The sequence below is a fragment of the Curtobacterium sp. 9128 genome (assembly GCF_900086645.1).
Lineage (GTDB): Bacteria > Actinomycetota > Actinomycetes > Actinomycetales > Microbacteriaceae > Curtobacterium.
In genome coordinates this window covers 1,690,013-1,712,055 of the sequence record NZ_LT576451.1, presented here as the reverse complement: position 1 = coordinate 1,712,055, position 22,043 = coordinate 1,690,013, and the positions used below count along the sequence as shown (strand labels likewise).

Below are 22,043 nucleotides of genomic sequence, written 5' to 3'. Positions count from 1 at the left end.
GGCGCTCAGTCGGTCGTGTCGAAGATCGGACCGACGGTGCGGGAACGCTTCAGCTCGAAGAAGCCCGGGTACCGGGCGGCCGCGACGACCCCGTCCCAGAGGTCGAGCGCCTGCTGCCCCTTCGGCGCCGGGGAGATGACGGGGCCGAAGAACGCGGTGCCCTCGACGGCGATGACCGGCGTGCCGACGTCCTGCCCGACGCGCTCGATGCCGTCGCGGTGGCTCTCGCGCGTCGCGGCGTCGACCTCGTCGCTCCAGGCGTACTCGGCGAGGTCGGCGTCGAGGCCGAGCTCCTCGAGGACCGCGGGGACGACCACTGCGGGGTCGTCCTCCTGACGGTGGTGGATGTGCTCGCCGAGCGCGTCGTAGAGCGGCTTCACGACGTCGTCGCCGAGCCGGAGCCGCGCGGCGGTCACCAGTCGCGGGTACACCTGCCCCCGTGCGAGCCGCTCCTTGTAGTCCTCGGGCACGTCCTGGTGCTCGTTGAGGACGTACAGGCTCATCACGTGCCACGACACGTCGAGCGGACGCTGCCCCTCGACCTCACCCACCCAGCGGCTGGTCATCCACGCCCACGGACAGTTCGGGTCGAACCAGAAGTCCACAGCGGTCGGCGTCGTCGGGGTGTTGTCCACAGTCGTGTCGGTCACGGGTGCGAGCGTACGCGTGCTCGCTAGGCTGGCTCCGACATGTTCCGCCGGTGCACGACGCCGGGCGGGGCCACCGATGCGCGGACATCGATCGTCCGCGCCGCAGCGAAGTTGGAGCGTCCGTGCCCGGAGAGAACCTCACCCGAATCGAAGCCCAGGAACGTGCGGCGATCGTCGACGTCCAGTCGTACGACGTCGAGCTGGACCTGACGCGCGGCGCCGAGAGCTTCGGCAGCACCACCCGCGTGCGCTTCACCGCGACGCCCGGTGCGTCGACCTTCATCGACGCGATCACCAAGACCGTGCACTCGATCACCTTGAACGGCACCGCGCTCGACGTCGCGGCCGTGAACGACGGCGTGCGCATCCAGCTCGCCGACCTGCAGGAGCAGAACGAGCTCGTCGTCGTCGCCGACGCGCTGTACACCAACACCGGCGAAGGCCTGCACCGGTTCGTCGACCCCGTCGACAACGAGGTCTACCTGTACTCCCAGTTCGAGGTGCCCGACTCCCGCCGGATGTTCGCGGTGTTCGAGCAGCCCGACCTGAAGGCCGAGTTCACCTTCACCGTGACGGCGCCGTCCCGCTGGCAGGTCGTCTCGAACTCCCCCACCCCGGAACCGCGCGTCGACGGCGACATCGCCACGTGGGCGTTCCCGGCGACCACCCGGATCTCGAGCTACATCACGGCGCTCATCGCCGGCCCGTACGAGGTCGTCCGCAGCGAGCTGACCTCGAGCGACGGACGCACCATCCCGCTCGGCGTCTTCGCCCGCAAGTCCCTCGCCGAGTACCTCGACGCCGACTACGTCTTCGAGACGACCCGCAAGGGCTTCACGTACTACGAAGAGAAGTTCGACGTCCCGTACCCCTTCGAGAAGTACGACCAGCTCTTCGTCCCCGAGTTCAACGCGGGCGCGATGGAGAACGCCGGCGCCGTCACCTTCACCGAGACGTACGTCTTCCGCTCGAAGGTCACCGACGCCATCAAGGAGCGCCGGGTCGTCACGATCCTGCACGAGCTCGCACACATGTGGTTCGGCGACCTCGTGACCATGAAGTGGTGGAACGACCTCTGGCTGAACGAGTCGTTCGCCGAGTGGGCCTCCACGATCGCCACCGCAGAGGCCACCGAGTGGACCGAGGCATGGACGACGTTCCAGGCGATGGAGAAGTCCTGGGCCTACCGCCAGGACCAGCTCCCCTCGACGCACCCGATCGTCGCGACCATCAACGACCTCGAAGACGTCCAGGTCAACTTCGACGGCATCACGTACGCGAAGGGCGGCTCGGTCCTCAAGCAGCTCGTCGCGTGGGTCGGCATCGACGCGTTCTTCGCCGGTGTCTCCGCGTACTTCAAGAAGCACCACCACTCCAACACGGAGCTGAAGGACCTGCTCGTCGAGCTCGAGGCCACGAGCGGCCGCGAACTCGGCGAGTGGTCGAAGCTCTGGCTCGAGACCGCAGGCGTCAACACGCTGCGCCCGGAGATCGAGGTCGACGCCGACGGTGTGATCACGTCCTTCGCGGTGCTGCAGGAAGCCCCGGCCGACTACCCGACCCTCCGCCCGCACCGCCTGGCGATCGGCGTCTACGCGTTCGGTACCGACGGCGCAGCACCCTTCGGCGCGGACACCGCGTCCTCCGGCGGCAAGCTCGAGCGCACGCACCGCGTCGAGATCGACGTGGACGGTGCCCGTACGGACGTCCCCGAGCTCGTCGGCCAGCACCGCGGCGACCTCGTGCTGCTCAACGACGACGACCTGGCGTACGCCAAGATCCGTCTCGACGAGCAGTCCCGACGCACCTCGATCGAGCACCTCGCCGCGATCGCGAACCCCCTCGCCCGCTCCATCGTCTGGGGCGCGATGTGGGACGCCACGCGCGATGCCGAGTCGCCCGCCAGCGACTACGTCCGACTCGTGCTGGGCAACATCGCGACGGAGACCGAGTCGACGACGATCCGCACGACGCTGTCGCAGCTGCTCCTGACGGCGCGGAACTACGTCGCGCCGGCCAAGGTCGACGCCACGGTCCGCACCGTCGGCGACACGCTGTGGAACCTGGCGTCCTCGGCAGAGGCCGGATCGGACGCCCAGTTCCAGTTCGCGAAGTTCTTCGCGCAGATCGCCTCGACGCCGGAGCACGTCGCGACGCTGACGGGGCTGCGCGACGGCTCGGTCACGCTGAACGGGCTCGAGATCGACACCGACCTCCGCTGGGAGCTGCTCGAGGGCCTCGTGCTCGCGGGTGCCGCCGCGGATGCCGAGGTCGACGCCGAGCTCGCCGCCGACAAGACCGCGTCTGGCGAGCAGGCAGCCGCACGGGCCCGTGCGACGATCCCCACCGCCGAGGGCAAGCTGGCGGCGTTCTCGTCGCTCGTCGACTCCGACGCGCTGCCGAACGCCATCGTGCGCCAGACCACCATCGGGTTCCAGCACGCCAACTCCCCGGTCGTGCTCGAAGGCCTCGTGCCGAAGTACTTCGACGTGCTCACGCGCATCTGGGCCGAGCGGAGCTACCACATCGCCGACACGATCGTCACCGGGCTGTACCCGGCGCCGCTCGCCTCGGTGGAGCTCCGTGACGCCGCGACCGCGTGGCTCGAGGCACACCCGGAGACCCCGGCGCTGCGTCGCATCGTGACCGAGAACCTCGCGGGCACCGAGCGTGCACTGCGGGTCCAGGCCGCCGACGCCTGAGTCCGGTTGCCAGGCGGGGTGTGGCGTTCCTCCAGGGACGCCACACCCCGCCCCTCTAGCATCGAGCGGATATGAACCTGGCTGCAGACGACACCTCGAAGCTCATCTCCAACGCCTTCACCCAGTTCGTGGAGACCTGGCACGTCCCGATCGTGATCGTGATCACGGTCCTCGCGGCGATCATCGTCCGGCTCATCCTCAGGCGCTCGATCAACGGTGTGGTGGACCGCGTCGTCAACGGGGCGAAGAAGCGCCAGGGCACCACCGACACCCAGGCGCTCATCGCCTCGCCGATCCAGACCGCACGCGTCGTCCAGCGCACCAGGACGCTCGGCAGCGTGCTCAAGAACCTGGCCACCGTCGCCGTCGTGATCATCGCGCTCGCAGTGATCATCCCGCAGGTGCTCCCGAACGCCGCCGTCGGGATCGTGGGTGGGGCGTCCCTCGTCGCAGCGGGCCTGGCGGTCGGCGCCCAGTCGATCGTCAAGGACCTGCTGTCCGGCGTGTTCATGATCCTCGAGGACCAGGCAGGCGTCGGTGACGTCGTCGACACCGGGCAGGCCACCGGTGTCGTCGAGAACGTGGGCTTGCGGGTCATGCAGATCCGCGACGTCAACGGCATCCTCTGGTTCGTTCCGAACGGGCAGATCCTCCGCGTCGGCAACCTGTCGCAGGGCTGGTCGCGTGTGCTCGTCGACATCACCGTGCCCTACGACACGGACATCGACGCCGTCCAGGACGCGCTGCTCGCCGCCGCCGTGCGGATGTCGCAGGAGCCCCGCTGGCGGCAGCGCATCATCGAGAAGCCGGAGATCTGGGGCCTGCAGTCGATCACCGACACGGGCATGGTGTTCCGGCTCGTGGTGAAGACCCGCGCGTCCGAGCTCGACGTCGTCGGGCGTGAACTCCGCATCCGGCTGAAGCACGCCATCGACGAGCTCGGCGTGACGCTGCCGGCGATGGCGATGATCATGCCGGAGGGCTGGGAGAACGCGACCTCGATCAACGGGCTCCGCACCGTCCGGACCCAGCCGACGCCCGCCCCGACGAAGCCCCGGCGCGGCCGCAAGACCAACCAGTACGGGCAGCCGATCGAGACCGACGGCCCCGACTCCGGAAGGAACAACGACCGATGACCGACCTCCCCACACCAGGCGCCTCCGGTGCGTCCGGCGGTGTGCCTGCGCAGCCGATCACGTTGCGGGTCGGCCTCGGCGGGACGTCCGCGACCGGGTCACTGTTCGACCGGATCGGCGGCGCACCGACGTTCGACCGCCTCGTGCGGCGCTTTTACGACGGCGTGCAGCAGGACGACGTGATCTGGCCGATGTACCCGCAGGACGATCTCGAGGGCGCGATCTCCCGGCTCTCGCTCTTCCTGCAGCAGTACTGGGGCGGACCAGGCACCTACAGCGAGCAGCGCGGGCACCCACGACTGCGGATGCGGCACATGCCCTTCCGCATCACGTCAGAGGCCCGCGAGCGTTGGCTGCACCACATGCGGGAAGCAGTCGAGTCGCTCGGGCTCGCGCCCCTCGACGAAGCGGAGTTGTGGGCGTACCTCGACCGTGCTGCCCACGCGATGACGAACACCTTCGACTGACCCCTTGACGCTCCGGCCGAACTGGTCATAACCTCTCCACACCATTCCGCAATGACCTTGCGGAATGGTGTGGCTCGGGCACGGCGCCCACTCCCGAGGGCCGCGACGCCTCATGAGGAGAACCATGCAGGTCGTTCCGAAACTCGCAGCCGTCGGCGCAGGGGCCGCCCTGATCGCCGCGGCGGTCATGCTGCCGAACATCGCCGACGCGGCTGGCGGCAACCTCGTGTCGAACCCTGGTTTCGAGACCGGGACCACCAGCGGGTGGGTCTGCTCCAGCGCCTCCGTGGTCAGCACGCCGGTCCACTCCGGCACGAAGGCCCTGTCCGGCGCGCCGACGTCGTCGAACACCGCACAGTGCTCGCAGACGATCGCCGTGCAGCCGAGTACGGCGTACACCCTGTCCGGATGGGTCTCCGGGAGCTACGTGTACCTCGGCGAGAGCGGATCCGGCGCGAGCACGTGGACCTCCGCAGCGGGCTACCAGCAGTTGACCACCACGTTCACCACCGGAGCGTCGCAGAAGACCGCGACGGTGTACGTGCACGGCTGGTACGGACAGGGCACCTACCTCGCCGATGACATCGTGTTGAGCGGCCCCGGCGGCGCGGGCGCCACCCCGACGTCGGCACCGACGTCGACGCCGACACCCACCCCGACCCCGACCCCGACACCCACCCCGACCCCGACCCCGACCCCGACCCCGACCTCGACGCCGACACCGACACCGACACCGACCCCGGGCACCGGTCCGGCCGCGCAGCTGCCGAAGCACACGCTCACCGGCTACTGGCAGGACTTCGACAACGGCGCGAAGGCGCTGCGACTCGCGGACGTGCCGAAGTCGTACGACCTCGTCGCCGTCGCGTTCGCCAACGCCGACGCGTCGAGACCCGGCGCGGTGACGTACGCCGTCGACTCGGGCCTGTCCACGAAGCTCGGCGGGTACACGGATGCGCAGTTCCGGTCGGACGTGCAGACGCTCCATGCTCGCGGGCAGAAGGTCATCGTCTCGGTCGGCGGCCAGAACGGCACGATCTCCGTCGCGGACAGCACGTCTGCAGCGAACTTCGCCGCGAGCGTCGACTCCCTGATGAACTCGTTCGGGTTCGACGGGGTCGACATCGACCTCGAGAACGGCGTGAACCCCACGTACATGGCGCAGGCGCTGCACACCGTCGCGGCGAAGCACCCCGGCATGATCATCACGATGGCGCCGCAGACGATCGACATGCTCAGCACGTCATCGGACTACTTCGCCCTCGCGCTGAACATCAAGGACATCCTGACCATCGTGCAGACGCAGTACTACAACTCCGGGTCGATGAACGGGTGCGACGGCGGCGTCTACGCGCAGGGCACCGTGGACTTCGCGACGGCGCTCGCCTGCACGTCCCTCCAGGGCGGTCTGCGCGCGGACCAGGTCGGGCTCGGGTTCCCCGCCTCGCCGAGCGGCGCCGGGAGCGGCTTCGTCGCACCGAGTGTCGTGAACAACGCGATGACCTGCCTCGCGAAGGGGACCGGTTGCGGCTCGTTCGTCCCGGCTGCGAAGTACTCCGGGCTCCGCGGTGCGATGACCTGGTCGATCAACTGGGACGCCTCGAACGGCTACGCGTTCGCGAACGCGGTGCGGCCGGTCCTGGACGCCTTGTCCTGACCACCACCGGACTGGAGGCTCGTGGCGGCGTCGCCACGAGCCTCCAGTCCGCCGGTCGGTCGCGTCAGCGGACGTACGAGCCGTCCGCCAGGTCCTCCAGCAGTGACGGGCGGGTCGGGTTCCAGCCGTACGCGCTGCGCGCGTGCGCGCCCGAGCACTCCTGGTGCATGAGCAGGGCGTCCGCGTACGCGGTACCGAGGCGCTCGCGGGACGCGTCCACGCTCTCCGCGACGATCGGCGACCCGTGTGCCCCGGCTTCGGCGATCTCCCGCACGGTCGGGTTGTCGCCCGTCGCGACCAGCACGTACCCGTCCTGCTCCGCCCGCTCGAGCGCCAGGACGTAGAGCTCGCCGAGGTCGTCGACGTGGACCGTCGCCCAGCGCTGCGACCCGTCGCCGACGAGCCGGACCTCGTGCTCGCCGTCCCCGACGAACATCGCCGGGATGCCGGCTCCGCGCCCGTAGACGATGCCGGGTGCCACGATCGTGGTGCGCACGTCACTGGCACGGACCACTGCCTCGTTCGCACCGCGCCACGAAGTCATCGCCGGAGGGTCGATCGGGGACTGCTCGGAGATGTCGGTCGAGTTGCCGAACGTGAAGATGCCGCCGGTGTGGACGAACGGCTTCGGGGTCCCGGTGAGCGCATCGAGGACCGTCCGGACGAACGCCGCGTCGACGTCCTTCGCGGACGCGGTGTGCACGACGGCGTCGGCCTCGTGGGCGAGGCGCTCGACGACCTCGGTGTCGGTGACGTCCTCGACGAACGCGCGACCGCCCGCGTCGCGGACGACCTGGGCCTTCTCGTCGGAACGGACGATCGCGGTGACGTCGTGCCCGTGGGCGACGAGTGCACGGAGGACGGATGAACCGATGTAGCCGGACGCGCCGGTCAGGAACACATGCATGCGGCCAGCCTGGCACCGGGGGCTGGCCGAGCGCTCCGCGCTGCGGGGGCTAGGACGCCAGGGTCCAGGCGCGTCGCTTCACCAGGACGTGTCCACGCGAGGTCGTGAGGCGGCTCCAGGGGCCGGTCTCGAACAGCCGCACCGGGTCGTGCCCGAGGAACCCGAGGCTCTCCCCCGCGAACCCCGCTCCGGCCGGGACGTGCTCGACGCCCGGGATCGGTCGACCCCAGACCTCGGATCGGATCTTGCGCACCACGGCTTCGCCGGCGTTCGTCGGCACCGCGTCGGCGACCTCGTCGATGCCGGCCTTCGCTGCGCGGCGGAGGAGCTCGGCGGAGACGTCGGGCAGGGGGATCCACCCACCGCGCGGCGGGGAGATCGCAGCCCAGGTGACGGTGTGGACCTCGTGCGGCAGCTCGACCTCGATCGGGGTGGCGCGGGTGGGGTCCGCACCCTCGGCGTGTTCGGCGTCCTGCGCGTCGGCGAGCACCCGCAGGCGTTCCTGGAACGAGGCCAGCGGAACGACGACGTCGATCGACGCCGGCTGGGTCAGCGAGAACGTGCGGAGCCCGAGCACCGTCGGGAGTTCGTCGAGCAACCCCAGCGGGTACAGGATCGCCGTGTAGACGGCGAGCACCCCGGAGTCGGCGATGAGGCGGACGGAGCCGTCCTCGACGCGGGCGGCACGTCCGAGGTACGTGCGGAGGTCCCCCAGGGAGGCGGCGTCGGGCAGCGTGAACGAGGTGCTCATGTCGTGTCCGATCCTACCGGGGCGCTCCTCTTCGTAGACTGCGGGGGTGGTCAACGACGAACCGGACTTCCTGCGGACCCTGCGAGTCGAGGACACCGGCGCGAGTACGCGCGAGACGATCCTCACCGGGGCGAACCACTGGTCCCCCGGCGGCCGGGTCTTCGGCGGCCAGGTCCTCGCGCAGTGCATCGTGGCGGCGCAGGCCACCATCGACGGCCGCGACATCCACTCGATCCACGGGTACTTCCTGCGACCGGGCGACATCGACGTGCCGATCACCTTCGGCGTCGAACGCATCCACGACGGCCGGTCCTTCGCCACACGTCGGGCACAGGCCTACCAGAACGGCACCCCGATCTTCTCGATGATCGCGTCGTTCCAGACGGAGGACGACGGCGTCGAGCACCAGGACCCCTTCCCCGTCGGCATGCCGGAGCCGGAGTCGCTCCCCTCGGCGGCGTCGATCCTCTCGGCGATCGACCACCCCGTCGCGCGGGCGTGGGCCGAGCGGTCGATCGACCTCCGGCACGTCGAGGGCCCGGTGTTCGTCGACGTGCAGGGTGAGCACGTGCCGCACCAGGCCGTGTGGTTCCGCGTGCAGGGCGACCTGCCCGACGATCCTGCTCTCCACCGCGCCGTGCTGGCCTACGCGAGCGACCTGTCGATCCTGGAGCCGATCATGCGGCGGCACGGGGTCGCCTGGGGCACCCCGGGGGTCAAGAGCGCGAGCCTCGACCACGCGATGTGGTGGCACCGGGACGGTCGCGCGGACGAGTGGATCCTGTACACGCAGGAGTCGCCGAGCGCGCAGGGTGGCCGGGGTCTCGCGTTCGGCCGGATGTTCTCCCGCGACGGGCGTCTGCTGGCGAGCGTGGCGCAGGAGGGCATGATGCGGATCCCGCACCGCTGACACGCGGCGGGGGGGGGCTGGGCCGGGTCGGCTACGGCCTCGAGAACACGACCGGCGGTTCGACGTACGGCTCGCACGCCGCACGCTCGACGGCCGTGAGGCGACGCGGACGGTTCGTGGCCGCGTCGACCATCACCAGCGTCGTCGTTGCCCGCGTGTAGAGCTCGGCGGGCTCGTGGCCGACCGGCGACCAGACCTCGTACGAGATGTCGAGGCTCGCACCGCCGACGTGCCCGATCCAGAGCTGGATGTCGAGCGGTCGTCGGAAGTACGGCGTCGATGCGAGGTACTCGAGCCGCTGGGCCGCGATGACCGTCATCGTGCCCGATCCCGGCCGACCGTCGATGATCGGCTCCGGCGCGGATCCCGACTCGTCGACCTCGTCGGGATCCGGCGCCCAGAACGCGAGCACACGGGCTTCTTCGAGCAGCCGGAGCATCGCGGAGTTGTTCACGTGCCCGTAGGCGTCGATGTCGCTCCAGCGGATGCGGACCGGCGTGTGCAGCCTGGCCACGTGCGGGTCAGTCCCGCGTGAGCTTGCGGTACGTCGCGCGACCGGGCTTGGCCGCGTCGGCACCGAGGCGCTCGATCTTGTTCTCCTCGTACGCCTCGAAGTTGCCCTCGAACCAGTACCAGTTCGGCGTGCCGTCCTCGTTCAGGCCTTCCCACGCGAGGATGTGCGTCGCGATGCGGTCGAGGAACCACCGGTCGTGGGTGATGACCACGGCGCAACCGGGGTACTCGAGCAGTGCGTTCTCCAGCGAACCGAGGGTCTCGACGTCGAGGTCGTTGGTCGGTTCGTCGAGGAGCAGGAGGTTGCCGCCCTGCTTGAGCGTCAGCGCGAGGTTCAGACGGTTGCGCTCACCACCCGAGAGGATGCCTGCACGCTTCTGCTGGTCCGGGCCCTTGAACCCGAACTGCGAGACGTATGCGCGGGACGGGATCTCGGTCTTGCCGACCTGGATGTAGTCGAGTCCGTCGGACACGACCTCCCACAGGTTCTTGTTCGGGTCGATGCCACCACGGCTCTGGTCGACGTACGAGATGTCGACCGTCTCACCGATCTTCAGCGTGCCGCCGTCGAGGGGCTCGAGCCCGACGATCGTCTTGAACAGGGTCGTCTTGCCGACGCCGTTCGGGCCGATGACGCCGACGATGCCGTTGCGCGGGAGCGTGAAGGAGAGGTCGTCGATGATGACGCGCTCACCGAACTGCTTGTGCAGCTTCTCGGCGTCGATGACCTGCGAGCCGAGACGCGGCCCCACGGGGATCACGATCTCCTCGAAGTCGAGCTTCCTGGTGCGCTCGGCTTCCGTCACCATCTCCTCGTAGCGAGCGAGACGGGCCTTGGACTTCGCCTGACGACCCTTGGTGTTGCTGCGCACCCAGTCGAGCTCGGACGACAGGCGCTTCGCGAGCTTGGCGTCCTTCTTGCCCTGGACCTCGAGGCGAGCGCGCTTCTTCTCGAGGTACGTCGAGTAGTTGCCCTCGTACGGGTAGAGACGACCGCGGTCGACCTCGGCGATCCACTGGGCGACGTGGTCGAGGAAGTACCGGTCGTGGGTCACGGCGAGCACGGCGCCGTGGTACTGCTGCAGGTGCTGCTCGAGCCAGAGCACGCTCTCGGCGTCGAGGTGGTTGGTGGGCTCGTCGAGGAGGAGCAGGTCCGGCTTCTGCAGCAGGAGCTTGCAGAGCGCGACGCGGCGCTTCTCACCGCCGGACAGATGCGTGACGAGCTCGTCCCCCGGGGGGCACTGGAGCGCGGCCATCGCCTGCTCGAGCTGCGAGTCGAGGTCCCACGCGTCGGCCGCGTCGATCTCTTCCTGCAGGGTGCCCATCTCGGCCAGGAGCGCGTCGAAGTCGGCGTCCGGCTCGGCCATCAGCGCGGAGATCTCGTTGAAGCGGGAGATCTTGCCGTGGATCTCGCCGACGCCTTCCTGCACGTTCTCGAGCACGGTCTTCGACTCGTCGAGCTCGGGCTCCTGCATGAGGATGCCGACGCTGAAGCCCGGCGTGAGCTTCGCTTCGCCGTTGGAGGGCTGGTCGAGGCCGGCCATGATCTTCAGGATCGTCGACTTGCCGGCGCCATTCGGGCCCACGACGCCGATCTTCGCACCGGGGAGGAACGACATCGTGACGTCGTCGAGGATCAGCTTGTCGCCGACTGCCTTGCGGGCACGGACCATCTGGTAGATGTACTCAGCCATATCGCGGTCAAGTGTAGTGACCCGTCCGGCTCCGCGTGACGGTTCGAGCACGTCAGGCCGCTTCGCGGTGGACTTCGTCGGCGGCCCGGGCGGCGGCGCTCGGTTCCGGGAGCTCCTCGTCCACCCCTTCTGCCGGGACCGGAGTCGTCTCGTCGGCTTCGTCGCCCGAGCTGTCCTCTGCACCGTGGACCTCCCCCGTGTCCGGGTTGACGCTCGGTCCAGGGCCGGGCACCGCGGTCGCTTCCGATGCGTGGCGTGGGACCTTGATCCAGTTGCCGATGCCCCAGGCGAGGTCCTGCCCCAGCGCTTCCGCGTCGATCTCCACGGACGTGCCGCCGCGGCCGTCCCGCTCCCAGGTCCTGATCCGCACCCGTCCGGTGACGAGGATGCGGTCGCCCTTCTTGACGGACTTGTGCACGTTCGCCGCGAGCGACCGGAAGGCCGTCACGGTGAACCAGTTGGTGGGGCCGTTGGTCCAGGTGGAGTTCTGGCGGTCCCAGCGACGGGACGGTGATGCCAGTCGCATGCTCGTGATGGCGATGCCGGTCTCGGTGACGAGGTGGCGGGGCTCGGTCGCGACGATGCCGCAGACGGTGATGGTGTCGTTCATGCCACCGATCGTCATCGAGCCCCGGACCGCCGTGGCGGGCCGGGGCTCGATGTGTGTGGTGTGGACCCGATCAGGCGACTGTGGAGGACGAGTCCCCCGAGCCTCCTGGCCGGGTGCAGCCACGTCGGATCAGTGCGCGTGGAACTCCGGTCGCGTCGCGAGCGGACCGAGCGCGGCGTGGACCGCACCCTTCGCCGACTGGAGCGACGGGTAGACCCCGCCACCGCCTTCCCGGTGTCCGTAGAGCTCGACCCGGAACCCGTCCGGCGCACGGTGGATGCTGCCCACCGCTCCTGCCGGACCGACTGCGACCCATGTTCCGTCGTTCTGTGTCATCGTTCGACCACCTCCTCGTGGCCCCGACGTCCGGTCCTGTTGTTCAGGACGCCAGGATGTACTGACTGTAGGCCTTGCGGACCTTGTTCACCTTCGGCAGCGCGACTGCGAGGCAGTAGCCCTGACCGGGGTTCTTCGCGAAGAAGTCCTGGTGGTACTCCTCGGCGGGGAAGAACGTCGTGAGCGGCTCGATCGTGGTGACGATCCCGCCGTCCCAGATGTCCGAGGCACGCTCGATCGCCTGCTCGAACAGCGCACGCTGCTCGTCGTCGGCGGGGAACATCGCCGAGCGGTACTGCGTGCCGACGTCGGCGCCCTGACGGTTGAGCTGCCGCGGGTCGTGCAGCGTGAAGAACACGTCGAGGATGACGTCGGCCGGGATCACCGCCTCGTCGAAGGTGACGGCGACGGCCTCGGCGTGACCGGTGGCACCGGTGCACACCGCCTCGTACGACGGGTTCTCCGTGGTCCCACCGATGTAGCCGGACACCACGTCCTGCACACCCTGGAGCGTGCGGTACACGGCGTCGAGACACCAGAAACATCCACCTGCGAGCACGAACGTGGTCATGGGCACACCGTACCTCCCCGGCCTCCGAGGAACTCCGAGCCCCTGGTGCGTCCTCCACAACGCGCAGCCGGCCCGCACTGTCCCCCGGGTGCACCGCCAGGCCCCGGCGTGTCGGAGGTGCGCCGTAGCGTCAGCAGCACACCGACCAGGAACAGGAGGCACCTCGATGCAGACGACCACCGAGCCCCAGCTGCGCATCCGGACCGCGCACCCCGTGGCACGCTCCCGCGGTGACCTCCGCGTCCTCGACGTCCGCGACGACCTCTCCCGCGTGACCCGTTCCAACGGCGAGATCGTCGGGTACGTCGATCGGGTCGACGTGGCAGGCGACACCGCCTACCGAGCGCGGCGGTACATCGCCGCCGAGCGCCGGTTCGTCGAACTGCCGAACGTCTGGTCCGTCGACGACGCGGTGGACTGCCTGCGCTGGTGACCTCGGTGCGTGGAGCGGTTCGATCCGATGATGTTCCACATTGGAATCACGTCGGACCGGATGCGCGGAACGCCGCCTGATCTCCCCTGGAACCGACCGACTCGTGGGTATGGTGCGCGCATGGACTGGTGGAACGACCTTCTCGACTGGACCTCGTCGGACACGGGGTGGCGCGTGATCTCCGGAGCGCTGATCCCCTTCGTGGCGATCGTCGTCGCCGGTGTCGTCGCGGCCCTCATCGGACGCGGTGCGACCAAGCGCGTGGTGAGCCTGCAGGAGCGGGAAGCCAAGAACGCCGCCGTCGCCGCCATCATCTCGGCGGCCCGCAAGGCCGCCTCGTGGGGCTCGCTCGGCCACGAGGAGCGCGGGTACGCGGACCACCTCGCCGAGGACGCCGACATCCGTCTCCGCCTGCTGCCGATCAACGGTGCGCCGCTCGCGGCGAACTGGGCGCAGCACGAGATCGCCGACATCAAGAAGAACTCCTCGACGTTCAGCTTCCAGGCGGAGCAGTCCCTCGCCGAGTTCCGCGACCGGCTGCTCGAGTGGCAGTCCCGGCCCGGCAAGGCACGCAAGCTCTTCAAGTACGACCTCGAGCGCTGGAAGTTCGAGTCACCCGATCCCGACGCCGACCTGATCAAGCGTCAGCAGGACTGGAGCGCCGACCAGGCGAGTGGCAAGCGCGCGCCGGAACCGACGCCGGCCCCGACGCCGACGACCACCTCCCTGCGGCCTGCGCCGCAGCGGACGGGAGGCCCCACCACGCCCGCCGCGCAGCCCGCGTCCGCCACCGCGGCCGGCTCCACCGCCGCGGGGACCGGCGCAGGCATCGCAGCCGCCGGGACGCCGGGCACCGCCGCGTCCGCGGACGCCGTCGCCGGGTACACCGCGACGCGCGGCACCGACCCGAACGCCACGACGCCGATCACGGACGGCGCGACCCGCTCGTTCGGCGACGGACTCACCCGCCCGTACGGTGACGACCAGCCGGCGCCGACGCCGATCCGTCCCGCCCTCGGGACCCCCGGTACGCCCGGGGCTCCTGGCACGTCCGCATCCCCGTCGCGCGGTTCGAGCGATGTCGACGCGGACAACGCCGACGTCGTCGACGAGCAGCCGGTGTCGTCGCCCCGGCCGCAGTCCTCGCCCCGCGAGACGGACACGCAGCGGGACGCCGGCACCCTCACCGACGGCCCCGTCGATGCCGCGGGCCCCACGAACACGACGTCGATCCCCACCCGGATCGCCGACGCCCCGGTCGAACCCGCGGACGCCGACGAGACGTCGGAGGCGCCGTACACGCAGCCGATCAGCGCCAACGAGCTGCGTCGCCGCGCCGAGGACGACGAGTAGCCGTCACCGCCCCCCACCACACGAAGGCCGCCATCCGAACGGATGGCGGCCTTCGTCGTCGGTGCCCCCGGCAGGAATCGAACCCGCGGCACGGTGGGTAGAAACCACCTGCTCTATCCACTGAGCTACGGAGGCGGACGACTCCGATTCTATTCCGAGGGTCGGGGCAGCCGGTGGACCCACGCGTCGACCTCGGCCTGCGACCGGAGTCGGACGATGCGAAGATGGGGTGCCGTCTCCTCGAGTGGTGGGACCTGGGCCTGCATCTTCCTGCGGGTCCGGAGCCCCCACCGGATGATGTGGTCCCGGTTCACCAGCACGGTCCACAGCGGCGGCTCGACGTTGCCGTTCCAGAGCTCGATCCGCCGGGTCCGTCGACGAATCGTCCGACGCACGAGCCGCCAGAGCGCGACGAGGACGGGCAGGTCGAGCCAGACCAGGGTGTCGGCACGCTCGACGAGGAGGGGTCGCACCTGGTGGTACTGCCACTCGGTGACCCAGGCGGGTTCGGCAGTGAACGCCTCGACGTCCGCCTCGAAGGTCGGACGCGGCACCCAGCCGGGTCCGTGGAAGAGGGCGTCGATCTCGGTGTGCGGAACTCCGAGCCGGCGGCTGATCCGACCGGCTGTTGTCGTCTTGCCGACGCCGGTCACCCCGGCGACGAGGACTCGACGTGGCGGCGGATCGAGGACGTCATCGGCTCCGAGCACCCGTCGACCCTAGCAATCCGCCGTTCCCCGGACGCTCCCCCGCCGTTCGCCTCCCGGCAACACCGCCTCCCTAGCGTGCCGACATGAGCACCGAGCACGCAGCCTGCACGCGCGCCAGCACCGAGCGCGCAGGCGGCACGCGCGCCAGCAGCATGCGCGTCGTCGCGGTCATCCCTGCGCGCGCGGGGTCGAAGGGCATCCCGGGGAAGAACCTCCGCCCGGTCGCCGGCCGCTCCCTCGTCCGTCGCGCCGTCGAGTCCGCCTTGCGAGCACGACTGGTGGACGCCGTGGTGGTCTCCACGGACGGGGACGCGATCGCTGCCGAGGCCGTGGCGGCCGGTGCACGCATCGTCCGACGCCCCGCCGCCCTCGCCGACGACGGCGCCAGCTCCGAGTCCGCGCTGCTGCACGCACTCGACGAGATCGCGGCCGTCGGCGACACCCCCGAGGTCCTGCTCTTCGTCCAGGCGACGTCACCGTTCATCGACCCGGCCGATCTCGACGCCGCCGTCGAACGGATCCTGGACGACGAAGCGGACTCGGTGTTCGCCGCGACGCCGTCGCACGCGTTCCTGTGGCGCACCGATCCCGACGGGCATGCGGTCGCGGTGAACCACGACGCCGCGACGCGCCCGCGCCGCCAGGACCGGGCACCCGAGTACCGCGAAACCGGCGCCCTCTACGCGATGCGCGTCGAGGGGTTCCGGCAGCACCAGCACCGGTTCTTCGGGCGGGTCGAGGTCGTGCCGGTCGACCCGGCAGGCGCGGTCGACATCGACGACGAGACGGACCTCACGCTCGCTGACGCCCTCGCACCCCGGCTCGACCGCACCGCGCGCGACGCCAGCACCGCACGCGGAGGGCACACCGCCACCACCTCGAACGGAGCACCATGACCGTCAGCATCGGCACCTCGACCATCGGCGCCGGCCACCCCGCCTACCTGATCGGCGAGATCGGCCTGAACCACAACGGCGACGTGGACATCGCGAAGCGGCTCGTCGACGTCGCCGCCGACGCGGGGCTGCAGGCCGTGAAGTTCCAGAAGCGGACCCCGGAGATCTCCACGCCCGAGCACATGAAGCACACCCCGCGGAGCACCCCGTGGGGCGAGATGACCTACCTCGAGTACCGCTACCGCGTCGAGTTCGACCGCGACCAGTACATCGAGATCGGTGACCACGCGACGATGCGCGGGCTCGACTGGTTCGCGTCGCCGTGGGACGAGCCGAGCGTGGACTTCCTCGAGGACCTGGGCGTCGTGGCGTACAAGATCGCCTCCGCGTCGGTCACCGACCTCGGCCTGCTCGCCGCGGTGGCAGCGACCGGCAAGCCCGTGATCCTGTCGACCGGGATGTCGACGCTGGAACAGATCGACCGCGCGGTCGAGGCGCTCGGGACCGAACGGCTCGTCCTCATGCACGCGACCTCGACGTACCCGCTGCCCGCCGAGGAGGCGAACCTCCGCATGATCGACACCCTCGCACAGCGCTACATCGGTGTCCCGGTGGGGTACTCAGGACACGAGCCCGGCCTGCAGATCTCGATCGCGGCCGTTGCCCTGGGCGCCACCGCCGTCGAGCGCCACATCACGCTCGACCGCACGATGTGGGGCTCCGACCACGCCGCGTCGCTCGAGCCGCACGGCCTGCAGACCCTCGCGCGCGACGTCCGCATCATCGAGACCGCCCTCGGCGACGGCGTCAAGCGGGTCATGCCCGGCGAGCTCGCCCCGCTCGCGAAGCTCCGCCGCGTGGACGCGTGACCCCAGCGTCGAGCGTCGTGCGCCGGTCAGGAGACACGGCCGGGAGGCACGTGGTCGGGATCGTGGACACCGACTCGTTCGCGAAGTGGGGCAGTCACCTGCTCGCGGCGGCTCCCGAGAACTGGTCGCTCGAGCTCCTCGTGGTGGACACCCCGCGGACCGCGAGCCCGGCACAGCTCCGTTCGGCGTTCCGAGGCCTGGACGGCCGGTTGGCCCACCTGGCATCGGCTCCCCCGGCACCCCTCGAGGTCGACGCCGTCGTCGACCACGTCCGGCTTTCCGAGCCCGACGCGGTCCTGGTCTCGGTGATCGGCCCGGTCGCGGAACTCCTCGTCGACGAGGTCCACCGCACGGTCCCCCGGCGCCCCGTCCTGTTGACCGGGCTCCCGGGCATCTCCTTCCCCGCGAAGTGGAAGGGTGTGTTCTCCCGAGCCCGCGCCGACCTGTTCGTGCTGCACAGCCATCGCGAGGTCCGCGAGTACGACGCCCTCGCGACGGAGAACGGTGTCGAGCCGCACTTCGCCCTGGCCACCCTGCCCTTCGCCCGCCCCGGCGTCGTCGCGCGTCGGACTGTGGCACCGGACTCCGTCGTGTTCGCCGCACAGCCGAGCGTCCCCGCCACCCGAGACGAACGGGCGCAGGTCGCCGAGTGGCTCGCGGAGACCGCCCGCCGGCACCCGGGGTGGCGCGTCGTGGTGAAGACCCGTGCGGTCGCGGGCGAACAGCAGACGCACCGCGAGGCCTTCCCGTACGCGGACCTGCTGCCACCGGACACCCCGACGAACCTGGTGGTCGAGACCGGTGCGATGGCCGCGCACCTCGACCGGTCCGTGGCGCTCGTGACGATCAGCTCCACCGCCGTGCTCGAGGCGGCCGCACGGGGCATCCCGGCGCTGACCCTGACCGACTTCGGTGTCTCCCGCCCGTTGATCAACGAGGTGTTCGTCGACAGCGGCCTCGAGGGTGACGCGGGCGACCTCGTCGACGGTCGGTTCGGCACGGTCCGTCCGGCGTGGATGACGGACAACTACTTCCACCCGGCGACGGACGACGACTGGGCGATCCGGGCCGAGGCGTTGATGCAGCGCCGGGACGCCGGCACCCTGCCGGACCGGCCGAGTGCCCGACGCAGTCGTGGTGGGGCGCTCCGCCGGGCCTGGGAGCGGAAGAACGCCCTCGGCAGCGCGGACCGGTCGGCGATCGGCACGGCGGCGCTCGTCGTCGGTGCACCGATCAGGAGCGCGAAACGCGCCGCGCGTCGTGTGCTGCGTGCTGTCCGTCCGCCGGAGCCGACGGTCGTCGGGGCACCGCGCTCCCAGCGGACGCAGGCCGACGAGACGACCCGACCACGGATGTCCGAGGTGACCCCGGCCGAGAGCCCGGCGGCGTCTGCGAGCCGAGCCGAGCCTCCCGTCCGGGTGTCAGGCGACCGCCTTGGCGACCGCGACCAGCAGCTGGTCCCTGGAGGGGACCCCGGGTGAACGGAAGACCTCGGCTCCGTCCGGGCCCCGCACGATGATCGTCGGGGTCGAACGGATGCCGAGGTCCTCAGCGTCGTCGGGGTGTGCAGCCACGTCGCGCTCGGTCACCGTCAGCCCTGGGACGAGCCGTGCCGCGTCGGCGGCCACCCGGCGGGCGGCGGCGCACGGTGCGCAGAAGGCTGAGGTCCAGAGGTCGAGCTGCATGTGATCGTGCAACGTCGCAGCGGGTCAGACTACTCCCGGTCGAACTCGCCGCTGCGGTCGCCGCGGTCGGCGAGGTCGTCCACGGGGTCGGACTCGCCCGGCTCGTAGGTGTAGTCGACGGAGATCTGGTCGAGGACGTGGCGGGAGCCGGTCGCCCGGTAGGTGAAGGCCGTCTGGAGGCCCTCGACGTCCGCGTAGACCGTCACTTCGTCGTCCACCGAGCCGCTCGTCGCGGTGCGGGTGTCCGTGGTCCCGTCGAAGGGGCCCTGGTGGAAGATCGCGGTGTACTCGCTGCCTTCGTCGATGGTGATGTCGCTCATCCGTCACTTCTACCAGGGCAGCCCTGTTGCAAGATGCATAGCAACGCTATATAGTTCAGCTATGGAAACAACGCGTGAGCAGACGATCGAGACGCTCCTCGTCTCGGTCAACCGCCTGATCCGCGTCGCCGCCCAGGCCGCCGGCAGCACCACGTCGTCGGCCGTCTGGCGCACGCTGGGCATCCTCGAGTCCGACCAGCCGCTCCGGCTCGGCGAACTCGCGAAGCTGTCCCGCGTCTCCCAACCCACGATGACCCGACTCGTCGCCGGCATGCTCGCCGACGGCCTGATCTCGCGGACCGTCGACCCCGACGACTCCCGCGGGCAGCTCATCGAGATCACGACCCTGGGTCGCGTCCGTCTCGCCGACTGGCGCACGACGCTCACCCGGACGGTCGGGCCGATGTTCGCCGATCTCGACGACGACCAGTGGGACATCCTGCACGAGGCATCGGCCCTCATCGCATCGGCCCTCGCCACGGGGACCAGAACGGAGATCACCGCGTGAACGCGCACGCACCGGCATCGTCCGGCAGCATCCTCAAACAGTCCAAGGCGGTCTGGGCGATTGCCTTCGCCTGTGTCGTCGCCTTCATGGGGATCGGCCTGGTGGACCCGATCCTCCCAGCCATCGCATCGTCGCTCAAGGCGACCCCCGCGCAGACCGAGCTGCTCTTCACGAGCTACCTCGCGGTCACCGGCGTCGCGATGTTCTTCACCAGCTGGGTCTCCAGCCGGATCGGTGCCAAGCGCACCCTGATGATCGGGCTCGCCCTCATCGTGGTGTTCTCGGTGCTCGCAGCCGTGTCGAACAACGTGTGGACGATCATCGACTTCCGTGCGGGATGGGGTCTCGGCAACGCGTTGTTCATCTCGACCGCGCTCGCGACCATCGTCGGGGCGGCATCGGGTGGCACGGCGTCCGCGATCATCCTGTACGAAGCCGCGCTCGGCCTCGGCATCGCGATCGGCCCGCTCGTCGGTGGGCTCCTCGGCTCGGTGAGCTGGCGCGGCCCGTTCTTCGGCGTCACCACGCTGATGGCGATCGCCTTCATCGCCGTGGCCGTCATGCTGAAGTCCTCCGGGCTCGAGAAGCCCGTCCCGACGAAGCTCTCCGCACCCTTCCGCGCGCTGGGTCGTCCGGCGCTGGCAGCACTCGCCGCGACCGCGCTGTTCTACAACATCGGCTTCTTCGTCCTGCTCGCCTACACGCCGTTCCCGCTCGGGTTCGGGGCGCTCGGCATCGGGTTCACGTTCTTCGGCTGGGGCGTCGGTCTGGCGATCACCTCGGTGTGGGTCGCCCCGATGCTCACCGCGCGTCTCCGTCGGACGACGGTGCTGCGGATCGCCCTGCCCCTGCTCGCGCTCGACCTCTTCGCTGCCGCGATCGTCGTGCGGTCGCAGGTCGGGCTCATCATCTGCGTCGTCATCGGCGGGCTCGTGCTGGGCGTGCTCAACACCGTCCTCACCGAGTGCGTGATGGAGGCCACCGATCTCCCCCGCTCGGTCGCCTCGAGTGCGTACTCCGCGGTGCGCTTCATCGGTGGTGCGATCGCGCCACCCGTCGCGACGCTGCTCGCCGACGCGTACTCGCCGTCCGCCGCGTACGTCTTCGCGGGGTCGTCCGTGGCCGTCGCGTTCGTGATCACCCTGGTCACCGCTCGGGTGCTGCGGCGGGTCGACGACGGTGCCGAGCCGGAGCCCGTCGAGGCCGAGGCCATCGCCGCGGGCGAGATGGCGTAGGGCGCGGGCCGGGCCTGGCCGCGCGTCGGGTCCCGCGCGCTGCGGCGGGTGCTGGCCGGGCTGCGAGTCCCGCGCGCGGTCGAGCGGGCGAAATACCCGGGTCCACCTCGGTGGGCGCCCGGGTATTTCGCCCGCTCGGCGTTCCGGGGCGCCCACGGCGGGCGGGGCGGCGGGGGCGGCGTGGTGGGCAGTGGACCCGACCGCCTGGAGGCGCGACGGGCGCCCGGCGGACCGGCGCCGGGCCTCCAGACCGTCCCGTCCAGGGCACCGTGGTGCCGGGAATAGGATCGAGGGCATGGCAACCGCGAATGACCGCCTCGTCTGGATCGACTGCGAGATGACGGGCCTCGATCTCGAGGTCGACGAACTCGTCGAGGTGGCCGTGGTCATCACCGACTTCGACCTGAACCCCGTGCACCCCGGATTCGACATCGTGATCAAGCCGGACCAGTCCGCGCTCGACAACATGAACGAGTTCGTGACGAACATGCACACCACGTCCGGCCTCATCGAGGAGATCCCGAACGGCGTCTCCCTGGCGGACGCCGAGTACCAGGTGCTCGAGTACATCCTCGCCCACGTCCCCGCCGAGGGCACCGCGCCCCTGGCCGGCAACACCATCGGAACCGACCGCTCGTTCCTGTCGAAGTACATGCCCCGCGTCGACGGGCACCTGCACTACCGGAGCGTCGACGTGTCGAGCATCAAGGAACTCTGCCGCCGCTGGTTCCCGCGCGTCTACTTCAACGCGCCGGAGAAGCACGGGGGACACCGGGCCCTCGCGGACATCCTCGAGTCCATCCGCGAGCTCGAGTACTACCGTCGCGCGGGCTTCGTCGCCGAGCCCGGCCCGAGCACGGACGACGTCCGGGCCGTCGCGGCGGAGGTCGTCGCCGCATGGGAGCCCCGGCTCGCCCCACAGCCCGCCGACTAGTGTCCCGCGGGGCCGCTCGCATGTACTACTATTGAGTGGTTGCCCGGCCTGACCGGTGCACATGGTGGGTATAGCTCAGCTGGTAGAGCGCTTGGTTGTGGTCCAGGAGGTCGCGGGTTCGAGCCCCGTTACTCACCCCGAACAAATCGAAGGCCCCGCTGTCGGCGGGGCCTTCGTCGTTCCCGCGTGCGTCCAG

24 protein-coding genes and 2 tRNA genes are annotated in these 22,043 nt (G+C 70.2%); 14 read left to right on the top strand and 12 right to left on the bottom strand.

The genetic code is table 11. The features are described 5' to 3' along the window. Positions 1 to 5: 5 nt before the first annotated feature. Complete coding sequence (locus QK288_RS08295) at positions 6 to 650, bottom strand: DsbA family protein (RefSeq protein WP_281267328.1); 645 nt, start codon at positions 648 to 650, stop codon at positions 6 to 8. A gap of 122 nt (positions 651 to 772) precedes the next feature. Here QK288_RS08295 and pepN point away from each other — a divergent pair, with 122 nt between their 5' ends. The 4 genes from pepN (at position 773) to QK288_RS08275 (ending at position 6,612) form a co-directional block, all read left to right on the top strand. Continuing rightward, positions 773 to 3,352, top strand: coding sequence for an aminopeptidase N (gene pepN / locus QK288_RS08290; RefSeq protein WP_281267327.1), 2,580 nt, complete (start codon positions 773 to 775; stop codon positions 3,350 to 3,352). Positions 3,353 to 3,423: 71 nt separating this feature from the next. Next, on the top strand, positions 3,424 to 4,488 hold the full coding sequence (locus QK288_RS08285; RefSeq protein WP_281267326.1) for a mechanosensitive ion channel domain-containing protein: 1,065 nt from the start codon (positions 3,424 to 3,426) through the stop codon (positions 4,486 to 4,488). After that, complete coding sequence (locus QK288_RS08280; RefSeq protein ID WP_281267325.1) at positions 4,485 to 4,955, top strand: globin; 471 nt, start codon at positions 4,485 to 4,487, stop codon at positions 4,953 to 4,955. The genes QK288_RS08285 and QK288_RS08280 overlap by 4 nt, the downstream gene beginning before the upstream one ends. Before the next feature lie 124 nt (positions 4,956 to 5,079). After that, positions 5,080 to 6,612 carry a glycosyl hydrolase family 18 protein gene (locus tag QK288_RS08275; protein ID WP_281267324.1) on the top strand — a complete coding sequence of 511 codons (1,533 nt, stop codon included), beginning with the start codon at positions 5,080 to 5,082 and terminating at the stop codon, positions 6,610 to 6,612. Between the two features lie 64 nt (positions 6,613 to 6,676). On the opposite strand, the gene QK288_RS08270 is transcribed toward QK288_RS08275, so the two are convergent. Both QK288_RS08270 and QK288_RS08265 read right to left on the bottom strand, forming a co-directional pair. Continuing rightward, a complete protein-coding gene (locus QK288_RS08270; protein WP_281267323.1) occupies positions 6,677 to 7,519 on the bottom strand; it encodes an NAD-dependent epimerase/dehydratase family protein in 843 nt (280 codons plus the stop codon). A 49-nt stretch (positions 7,520 to 7,568) separates the two neighbouring features. After that, positions 7,569 to 8,324 (bottom strand): hypothetical protein, encoded by a 756-nt coding sequence (locus tag QK288_RS08265; RefSeq protein WP_348639041.1) that lies wholly within the window; start codon positions 8,322 to 8,324, stop codon positions 7,569 to 7,571. Between QK288_RS08265 and QK288_RS08260 the strand changes: the two genes are divergently transcribed. Next, positions 8,317 to 9,180, top strand: a complete 864-nt coding sequence (locus tag QK288_RS08260) for an acyl-CoA thioesterase II (protein WP_281267322.1) — start codon at positions 8,317 to 8,319, stop codon at positions 9,178 to 9,180. The genes QK288_RS08265 and QK288_RS08260 overlap by 8 nt on opposite strands. Before the next feature lie 31 nt (positions 9,181 to 9,211). Here the strand turns inward: QK288_RS08260 and QK288_RS08255 are convergent, their stop codons facing one another. The 5 genes from QK288_RS08255 to msrA all read right to left on the bottom strand — a co-directional run bounded on the left by QK288_RS08255 (position 9,212) and on the right by msrA (position 12,904). Then, the gene (locus tag QK288_RS08255; protein WP_281267321.1) at positions 9,212 to 9,694 is read right to left on the bottom strand and encodes a thioesterase family protein; all 483 of its coding nucleotides are present in this window, start codon (positions 9,692 to 9,694) and stop codon (positions 9,212 to 9,214) included. Between the two features lie 7 nt (positions 9,695 to 9,701). Further along, positions 9,702 to 11,387, bottom strand: coding sequence for an energy-dependent translational throttle protein EttA (gene ettA, locus QK288_RS08250; protein ID WP_281267320.1), 1,686 nt, complete (start codon positions 11,385 to 11,387; stop codon positions 9,702 to 9,704). Between the two features lie 52 nt (positions 11,388 to 11,439). Next, entirely contained in the window at positions 11,440 to 11,997 is a 558-nt protein-coding gene (locus QK288_RS08245; RefSeq protein WP_281267319.1) for a single-stranded DNA-binding protein, read from the bottom strand. Positions 11,998 to 12,126: 129 nt separating this feature from the next. After that, complete coding sequence (locus QK288_RS08240; protein ID WP_281267318.1) at positions 12,127 to 12,285, bottom strand: methyltransferase; 159 nt, start codon at positions 12,283 to 12,285, stop codon at positions 12,127 to 12,129. Positions 12,286 to 12,376: 91 nt separating this feature from the next. After that, a complete protein-coding gene (msrA, locus tag QK288_RS08235; RefSeq protein WP_281267317.1) occupies positions 12,377 to 12,904 on the bottom strand; it encodes a peptide-methionine (S)-S-oxide reductase MsrA in 528 nt (175 codons plus the stop codon). Positions 12,905 to 13,070: 166 nt separating this feature from the next. Between msrA and QK288_RS08230 the strand changes: the two genes are divergently transcribed. Both QK288_RS08230 and QK288_RS08225 read left to right on the top strand, forming a co-directional pair. Beyond that, a complete protein-coding gene (locus tag QK288_RS08230) occupies positions 13,071 to 13,337 on the top strand; it encodes a hypothetical protein (protein ID WP_281267316.1) in 267 nt (88 codons plus the stop codon). Between the two features lie 120 nt (positions 13,338 to 13,457). Beyond that, positions 13,458 to 14,690: a hypothetical protein gene (locus tag QK288_RS08225; protein WP_281267315.1), complete on the top strand. Its 1,233-nt coding sequence runs from the start codon at positions 13,458 to 13,460 to the stop codon at positions 14,688 to 14,690. Between the two features lie 62 nt (positions 14,691 to 14,752). On the opposite strand, the gene QK288_RS08220 is transcribed toward QK288_RS08225, so the two are convergent. Both QK288_RS08220 and QK288_RS08215 read right to left on the bottom strand, forming a co-directional pair. Further along, a tRNA-Arg gene (locus QK288_RS08220) sits at positions 14,753 to 14,825 on the bottom strand. A 14-nt stretch (positions 14,826 to 14,839) separates the two neighbouring features. Next, positions 14,840 to 15,400, bottom strand: coding sequence for an AAA family ATPase (locus QK288_RS08215; RefSeq protein WP_281267314.1), 561 nt, complete (start codon positions 15,398 to 15,400; stop codon positions 14,840 to 14,842). Between the two features lie 83 nt (positions 15,401 to 15,483). Between QK288_RS08215 and QK288_RS08210 the strand changes: the two genes are divergently transcribed. From QK288_RS08210 to QK288_RS08200, 3 genes are read left to right on the top strand one after another with little or no spacing between them, the layout of a single operon-like run. Next, positions 15,484 to 16,296: an acylneuraminate cytidylyltransferase family protein gene (locus tag QK288_RS08210; RefSeq protein WP_281267313.1), complete on the top strand. Its 813-nt coding sequence runs from the start codon at positions 15,484 to 15,486 to the stop codon at positions 16,294 to 16,296. Then, entirely contained in the window at positions 16,293 to 17,165 is an 873-nt protein-coding gene (locus QK288_RS08205; RefSeq protein ID WP_281267312.1) for an N-acetylneuraminate synthase family protein, read from the top strand. Before QK288_RS08210 ends, QK288_RS08205 begins: the two co-directional genes overlap by 4 nt. After that, positions 17,162 to 18,646: a DUF6716 putative glycosyltransferase gene (locus tag QK288_RS08200; protein WP_281267311.1), complete on the top strand. Its 1,485-nt coding sequence runs from the start codon at positions 17,162 to 17,164 to the stop codon at positions 18,644 to 18,646. Before QK288_RS08205 ends, QK288_RS08200 begins: the two co-directional genes overlap by 4 nt. On the opposite strand, the gene QK288_RS08195 is transcribed toward QK288_RS08200, so the two are convergent. Together QK288_RS08195 and QK288_RS08190 are read right to left on the bottom strand one after the other, a co-directional pair. Next, complete coding sequence (locus tag QK288_RS08195; RefSeq protein WP_281267310.1) at positions 18,587 to 18,850, bottom strand: thioredoxin; 264 nt, start codon at positions 18,848 to 18,850, stop codon at positions 18,587 to 18,589. The genes QK288_RS08200 and QK288_RS08195 overlap by 60 nt on opposite strands. Positions 18,851 to 18,879: 29 nt before the next feature. Beyond that, positions 18,880 to 19,170, bottom strand: a complete 291-nt coding sequence (locus QK288_RS08190) for a hypothetical protein (RefSeq protein WP_281267309.1) — start codon at positions 19,168 to 19,170, stop codon at positions 18,880 to 18,882. Between the two features lie 61 nt (positions 19,171 to 19,231). On the opposite strand from QK288_RS08190, the gene QK288_RS08185 reads away from it, so the two are divergent. The 4 genes from QK288_RS08185 to QK288_RS08170 all read left to right on the top strand — a co-directional run bounded on the left by QK288_RS08185 (position 19,232) and on the right by QK288_RS08170 (position 21,984). Further along, complete coding sequence (locus QK288_RS08185) at positions 19,232 to 19,678, top strand: MarR family transcriptional regulator (RefSeq protein ID WP_281267308.1); 447 nt, start codon at positions 19,232 to 19,234, stop codon at positions 19,676 to 19,678. Next, a complete protein-coding gene (locus tag QK288_RS08180; RefSeq protein WP_281267307.1) occupies positions 19,675 to 20,913 on the top strand; it encodes an MFS transporter in 1,239 nt (412 codons plus the stop codon). Before QK288_RS08185 ends, QK288_RS08180 begins: the two co-directional genes overlap by 4 nt. Before the next feature lie 295 nt (positions 20,914 to 21,208). Further along, positions 21,209 to 21,847, top strand: a complete 639-nt coding sequence (gene orn, locus QK288_RS08175) for an oligoribonuclease (protein WP_281267306.1) — start codon at positions 21,209 to 21,211, stop codon at positions 21,845 to 21,847. A 64-nt stretch (positions 21,848 to 21,911) separates the two neighbouring features. Then, positions 21,912 to 21,984 (top strand) — tRNA-His (locus QK288_RS08170). Positions 21,985 to 22,043 lie beyond the last annotated feature (59 nt).

Bases quoted from the DNA above. Each gene is read 5' to 3' on its own strand.
- QK288_RS08285 (WP_281267326.1), top strand. From the start codon at position 3,424: ATGAACCTGGCTGCAGACGACACCTCGAAGCTCATCTCCAACGCCTTC.
- QK288_RS08280 (WP_281267325.1), top strand. From the start codon at position 4,485: ATGACCGACCTCCCCACACCAGGCGCCTCCGGTGCGTCCGGCGGTGTG.
- QK288_RS08275 (WP_281267324.1), top strand. From the start codon at position 5,080: ATGCAGGTCGTTCCGAAACTCGCAGCCGTCGGCGCAGGGGCCGCCCTG.
- QK288_RS08270 (WP_281267323.1), bottom strand. From the start codon at position 7,519: ATGCATGTGTTCCTGACCGGCGCGTCCGGCTACATCGGTTCATCCGTC.
- ettA (WP_281267320.1), bottom strand. From the start codon at position 11,387: ATGGCTGAGTACATCTACCAGATGGTCCGTGCCCGCAAGGCAGTCGGC.
- QK288_RS08245 (WP_281267319.1), bottom strand. From the start codon at position 11,997: ATGAACGACACCATCACCGTCTGCGGCATCGTCGCGACCGAGCCCCGC.
- msrA (WP_281267317.1), bottom strand. From the start codon at position 12,904: ATGACCACGTTCGTGCTCGCAGGTGGATGTTTCTGGTGTCTCGACGCC.
- QK288_RS08230 (WP_281267316.1), top strand. From the start codon at position 13,071: ATGCAGACGACCACCGAGCCCCAGCTGCGCATCCGGACCGCGCACCCC.
- QK288_RS08225 (WP_281267315.1), top strand. From the start codon at position 13,458: ATGGACTGGTGGAACGACCTTCTCGACTGGACCTCGTCGGACACGGGG.
- QK288_RS08210 (WP_281267313.1), top strand. From the start codon at position 15,484: ATGAGCACCGAGCACGCAGCCTGCACGCGCGCCAGCACCGAGCGCGCA.
- QK288_RS08205 (WP_281267312.1), top strand. From the start codon at position 16,293: ATGACCGTCAGCATCGGCACCTCGACCATCGGCGCCGGCCACCCCGCC.
- QK288_RS08195 (WP_281267310.1), bottom strand. From the start codon at position 18,850: ATGCAGCTCGACCTCTGGACCTCAGCCTTCTGCGCACCGTGCGCCGCC.
- QK288_RS08190 (WP_281267309.1), bottom strand. From the start codon at position 19,170: ATGAGCGACATCACCATCGACGAAGGCAGCGAGTACACCGCGATCTTC.
- QK288_RS08185 (WP_281267308.1), top strand. From the start codon at position 19,232: ATGGAAACAACGCGTGAGCAGACGATCGAGACGCTCCTCGTCTCGGTC.
- orn (WP_281267306.1), top strand. From the start codon at position 21,209: ATGGCAACCGCGAATGACCGCCTCGTCTGGATCGACTGCGAGATGACG.